Consider the following 5,598-nt stretch of genomic DNA (forward strand, 5'->3'; position numbering starts at 1 on the left):
ACAGAATCAGATCAGGCAACGCGCGTCCAGATCCGACTTCGTCAACAGGCTGTTAACTCGTGAGAGCAGGTGTCATTTGACAGCATTTCCTCAAGGTCTCCGTTGCGAAAGACAGATGAGAAGACGAACTCGTAATCACTTCTTTGGCGGATCGCCGCCACCATCCGTAGCATCTCTACTAGGCCGTGGTGGCGACGGCGGACGAGGTCGCCCGCCACCCCCACCCATGATCGGAGCGGCGCGGGCCGCCATGGCACCACCCACCGCTCCGGTAACCGCGGCTTGGGTCTCCCCGCCGTCATTATACCCTTGACCCTGACCAAAGCCCATCCAGTGACCCACGCGGTCAGCAATCGTAGGAACAAGGCCAAAGATTCGCAATGTAAGGTGCCACTGCATAAACCAAAACAAAAACCAAGAAGCCAACATCGTAAACGGGGCTAGAAGCGCTCTTGCCGGCTGTTGAGTCCAGTCGAAGCTCTGCTGAGATGACCAGGCGCCATCCCAGACAAACATAAGCCCACGAAGAACAGTCGGCAACAATATCAATCCGCCAATAAAGGCGAGCATACCAATAGCGGGACGCAGAAGCAGGTTAAACAGAAGCGCCACGCCAGGAGATTGGTTTTTATCAAAGAAATCTTGGCCATCCATTTTTATGAAGGCGAATGACCAAAGCACAGCCGCAATCGCAGCTTCAAGGAACATTATAAGCCAAGAGATGCCCATAATGAAAACCATAAAAAAGGGGATCATCGGTAATACATACGCATGCAGGATACCGAGAATAAACATGAGACCAATGGCCCACGTGAGCCATCCGATTGCATACTGAAGAGCACCAGAAAGCCCATCTGTTGCCGTAAAGGTAACAGCGCCAAGGACATCGTTATCGAGGCTATTCGCAAATCCGTTGGCCACCGCCAGCAATCCAGCAAGGATGGTTGCGCCGGCAATCATTGAATGCCCCCGCTGGATGAGCGCCCCAATCGGATCGGTCACCATCCCGTCGTTGCTTTTCACCGCTTCAGGAACAACGAAGTACGACGCAAAATCAGCAACCAAATCATTCGTTGAACTAAATTCACCCGTTACAGAAGAAGCACTATTTGGAACGGAATTACCTGACGAGTCCCCAATCGAGGCCTTCTGAAAAAGACCTTTTGCCACTTTGACTACACGGGCCACATCGTTATCAACGGATGAGCCGACGGAAATTATGGGCTGATTTGCCAGTTCAAAAGTCAACTTGCTCACTTGGGACAATTGACGCTCAAAACCACCAGCCGCCATGAACCCGTATTTATGAATGTTATACTCCAAAATATCGAGACCCCGTTGGTTTTCTTTTGAATAAACAGATCCGGCGGCATCACCAACAGCCGTATTCCAAGACATGATGCTTTTGGCGATAGGGACCAAGGAGGCCGCGACAACTCCCTGGCTCTGCAATTCATCGATCAACGATGAGTTCTCATCAGGCACACCGTGCTTACCGAAGTACTTTTCGATATTCAAATCATCGAGAATACCGGAAATATTCTGCTGCATTTGCTGGGTTGCCTTAAGTCGTTCCTTATAGAACTGCTTCCGAGAGGCGGTGTCATTTTGGGTGCCCATAAACAGACCATAGCTTCCACATGATCCATAGTCCCACTTATGGACTTTAATCGGCACGATACCCGAACCCATCGGGGTATAGTGCGACGAACCTGCTCCACTGGGAGTGAATACCTTCATGTTGATTTTGGATTTTAAGTTCACCCAACGGTGTTCGTGCAGCCCATTGTAAACGCGCATGCAAAGCTCTTTATCAAGAATGTCCTTTGCAACTTCAGCACCCAGTGCGCTCCTAATACCAATAGGTGCCCCGCCCCTGAGCTCCGTCACATAGGATTTGATCGGCGCGTTGCCCAATTGAACAGCTGCGACACCAATCACGTTTCGCAGAAGGTAGTGAACTGCGGAGAATCCGTCGCTGGAGATAGGGACAAGCATCGCGAATCCCAATACAACACGTAGCGGCGCATAAATTTGGTGATATCGGTCGCCAAGGACCTTGCCGCTATAAGCAGAACTGATGACACCAACTGTGACATTCCAAGAAAGAAAAAGGGCGCCAAAAAACGCTAGAGTCCCTGAAAACGTCGCAAACGCTGAGCCATACGCCGACCCATTTTGTGGAATGAGCACATTGATCCAACCATATGCCAAGTCAGCGGATGCAGGGAGTGCTAGCAGATCCATCGGATTCATGGAATTCACCTAAGAAAGAGGCCGTGTCTAGTTCGAGTATATCGACGCTTCGAGAATAGAACAAGCGCCGCCCAAATGGACGGTTAGACCAATATCTGGAGGGCTCCTCCACCTTTCAGCAAGCAAGCCAAAATCCGCAAACCATAAGTGTTGACAAAAAGGAGTTTGTGCGGCAATTTATCCATACAAGGGCTCAAAGCACCCTAAGAGAATCGGAGACAAAAATGAGCTACACAAAGACACAAAATGACGGAAAGCGTCGAATATCCCTGACGCGAATATTCGCCTTGTTCACAGCACTGTTCAGTGCTTATGTGGCATACTGCCTGATCGTGCCGGGAACTCACTGGGCCTATACGAAGGACGGTATGAACAAGCTAGACCCGGCGAACGCGCTGACCCTAACCCTGCATGCCGAAGAACATGCCCACGAGTGCACCGACTGGTACAACGCCAACTATGTTCTCAAGAGGACGCTATACCGTGACAAGGGTTGGTGCATAGCCGTGCGCCCGTCAATAATACCGGATGCGGAATACGACAAGGATGCGGCACAGCTCAAGGTGATTGAACAAAACGAATACATGAAAGAAAACAATCTCACGCTATGCAAGGGCTGGTTCAACCGGACGACATACTGCCCCACTGGAGCGGCCGAAGACGAAGCGGATTACTTCCGCTAAACGAGGATGGGAAACGCTGCTTCTATCTTAGGCAGCGTTTCAATTATCTTAGGGCATTTTTGGCCAAAGATCTCCAGAAGAGAAATACGCCAAAGGCGAAGAAAGTCTGCGCTTACGGAACATCCAATTCGTGTATGCGTGTTTAAAAACAAGAGCCAGAAGAATCGGGGTCGCGATAAATCGGATAATCACACTAAAGGCGGATGCCGGCGGAAAAATAAAAATGCTGAACAACCCGGCCAGTACCGAGATCGCAAACACCACGAAATAAAGGTTAAAATTACGTTTGGTGTTACGAATCCTATCATTCAGTGATTTCTCGGTAACGCGGTGAAGGCGCATCGCTGCAGCAAACCTTTGCTCATCGGTGCCGCCTTGACCAAGCGATGGTGACGCTAGGTCATCATTCAAAAGGTCTGACACCATTCCGCCAAGACGATTGGATGACCCACCGATAGTGCCAGAAATGTGTCTCACAGAACGCGAAACGACTGAGCCACCAGTTACTTCACCAACCGCACTTCCCAAACGACTAGAAAGACTGCGTTTCTGAGAGCTAACTTCCTCGTTCTGCTGCTTTTGGGACACTAGCTTTCTCCTTGATGGCTATAAACGAATTCTACGGTGACTTTTCGTGACAGACAAGGCGAAAGAATTCGATCAGCGTTAACGAGCTCAAGTCATGGACGCGAATCCTTATTTATGTTGACAAAAAGCATTGAAACTCGAGGTCGCGCATGGCACAAAGAGAGAACATCTTCGGCGGAGAACTGAAGGCATTGTCCGTAATCACGCCGAATGCCATCATGCCCGCTATCGAATTCCAGAAGAAACAAACCAGAGAAATCGCATGACAGCATTGGAATTGGCTCTGATCGCCGCCTGCGTCACGCTCGTTCTCTTGCCACTCAAATGGGATCCGCCGGTCCGCCTGAATGAAAGAAATCTGCGCAAGCGAAAGGAAAGCAAATGACACGTTCGGACACAGAAAACCTCAAGCTCATCGAGGAAACGAAGCCGAAATACGAACGCCTACGAAACTTGCAGATCAGGAACGAAGGCGACCTCGAGCGCGCGCGCCAAGAACTCTCGAAGGCCGAAGAGGACGCAATCCAGATCGCCGGGACGTCTAACGAGGACGAGATCCGCGAGATCATCATGAAGGGGCGCGCCGAGAACACGACCGCAGTAGACGAGTGGATCGCCGGGGTCGAGGCCGTTGAAAGGGAACTCGCAAAACTAAACGAAGCCGGTGCGGCCAACGGGTAGTCACGAAGCGTGTCCGATCTCAGAAGAAAACTAGAGGATGCCCAGCGCCTTCTCGCCAAGAGCGAAGGCGAACTGTTGGTATTGCGCGCCCGGAAGGAAAAGCTCCTGACGACGGTTGGCCTGGCGAAGGGGCGCCTCGAGAAGAAGCCGAAGATCAATATCTTTCTAGAGGAACTTCAAAACGAAGCCCATATCCGCAGGGTAGGGGATTTCGAACGCCTCCTGACGGCGCTCGTTCATGAGGTGCTGCCGGGCGAATCCCCTGTCGGCCTGGAACTCGACATCAACCGCGGACAGCCCTCCCTCGATATCGTCTCGCGCCTTGGCCCCAACATAAACGAAGATCTCTTCGAGGATCAGGGCGGAGCCCTCACGAACGTGGTGTCGACCGGACTTCGGATGATAGCGATCGTCAGATCCCAGATGCGACGCCTCTTGATTCTGGACGAAGCCGACTGCTGGACGGCGAACGAGCGCATCCCTGCCTTCTATTCTGTCTTCAAGGATGCGGCGCAAAAGATCGGCATGCAGTGCATCGCCATCTCCCACCACATAGATGTCGGCAACTTCGGCGAAGAGATCTCCGTAGCTACAATGTCGGGGCACCCGAAGTCGGAAAGCGGCGTCTACGTCGAAAACGACCCCAAAAGACACCAGTGGACCGATGATGAGGACGGTGTTCGCTGGATTCGACTGAAAAACTTTCAGGGGATCATTGATGAAACGATCCACCTGACCCCGGGTGTGAATGTTCTCGTCGGCCGGAACAACATCGGGAAAAGCTCGATCCTAAGAGCCCTGCGCGCTGTGTTTCTCGGCGAATGCCGGGACACGCTCATCCGTCACGGCCGGAAGGCATGCAGTGTCGAGGTAGGCTTTTCCCATGGCTTCACGCTTCACTGGGATCGAAAGATCAAACGCAACCCAGTCAACATCTGGAAATTGCTCGGACCGGATGGTGCCGTGTTCGAGAATGACGGAATTCGCTACGAAACCGGATCCCGAAAGGTTCCCGACTGGGTGCCGGAGCTGTTTAAGATCGGACCGATCGAAGGTCTCGATGCCCATATGTCGAAACAGAAAACCCCTGTCTTCCTTCTGGATAAATCCGGACCGACGAGAGCCTCTGTGCTGTCCATCGGTCAGGAGTCCGGACACATCCGCACGATGATCGACAAGCACAAGCAGCGTTGCGCGAACGATGCCGCGACCGTTAAGGACGGCGAGAAGGAGGTGGCACACCTCAATGATAGGATTGCTACACTGGAGTCCTTGGAAGCGCTTCGCCAAAGGCTCACGGATGCCGAGGAGAAACTGTCCAACATCGAGGCCAACGAACGGCGGCTGAACGCGCTGTCACAGATGTCTGAGCACCTTAGGTCCGCACGAG

The 5,598-nt window shown here is 52.2% G+C and carries 6 protein-coding genes; 4 read left to right on the plus strand and 2 right to left on the minus strand.

The features are described 5' to 3' along the window. Nucleotides 1-135: 135 nt before the first annotated feature. Nucleotides 136-2,256, minus strand: a complete 2,121-nt coding sequence (locus E1297_RS04700; protein ID WP_155134547.1) for a DotA/TraY family protein — start codon at nt 2,254-2,256, stop codon at nt 136-138. 224 nt (nt 2,257-2,480) lie between these two features. On the opposite strand from E1297_RS04700, the gene E1297_RS04705 reads away from it, so the two are divergent. Beyond that, the gene (locus E1297_RS04705; RefSeq protein WP_155134550.1) at nt 2,481-2,939 is read left to right on the plus strand and encodes a hypothetical protein; all 459 of its coding nucleotides are present in this window, start codon (nt 2,481-2,483) and stop codon (nt 2,937-2,939) included. Nucleotides 2,940-2,987: 48 nt separating this feature from the next. Here the strand turns inward: E1297_RS04705 and E1297_RS04710 are convergent, their stop codons facing one another. Continuing rightward, complete coding sequence (locus E1297_RS04710) at nt 2,988-3,527, minus strand: hypothetical protein (RefSeq protein WP_155134553.1); 540 nt, start codon at nt 3,525-3,527, stop codon at nt 2,988-2,990. A 262-nt stretch (nt 3,528-3,789) separates the two neighbouring features. Here E1297_RS04710 and E1297_RS50720 point away from each other — a divergent pair, with 262 nt between their 5' ends. The 3 genes from E1297_RS50720 to E1297_RS51220 form a co-directional block, all read left to right on the plus strand. Further along, entirely contained in the window at nt 3,790-3,912 is a 123-nt protein-coding gene (locus E1297_RS50720; protein WP_256372683.1) for a hypothetical protein, read from the plus strand. Next, nucleotides 3,909-4,208 (plus strand): hypothetical protein, encoded by a 300-nt coding sequence (locus tag E1297_RS04715; protein WP_155134556.1) that lies wholly within the window; start codon nt 3,909-3,911, stop codon nt 4,206-4,208. Before E1297_RS50720 ends, E1297_RS04715 begins: the two co-directional genes overlap by 4 nt. A 9-nt stretch (nt 4,209-4,217) precedes the next feature. After that, nucleotides 4,218-5,598: AAA family ATPase (locus E1297_RS51220; protein ID WP_155134559.1), on the plus strand; the 1,381-nt coding region annotated here is incomplete at its 3' end.

The sequence above is a fragment of the Roseibium sp. RKSG952 genome (assembly GCF_009711355.1).

Excerpts from the sequence above, each read along its gene's own strand:
- E1297_RS04705 (WP_155134550.1), top strand. The coding sequence starts at position 2,481 with ATGAGCTACACAAAGACACAAAATGACGGAAAGCGTCGAATATCCCTG.
- E1297_RS50720 (WP_256372683.1), top strand. The coding sequence starts at position 3,790 with ATGACAGCATTGGAATTGGCTCTGATCGCCGCCTGCGTCACGCTCGTT.
- E1297_RS04700 (WP_155134547.1), bottom strand. The coding sequence starts at position 2,256 with ATGAATCCGATGGATCTGCTAGCACTCCCTGCATCCGCTGACTTGGCA.
- E1297_RS04715 (WP_155134556.1), top strand. The coding sequence starts at position 3,909 with ATGACACGTTCGGACACAGAAAACCTCAAGCTCATCGAGGAAACGAAG.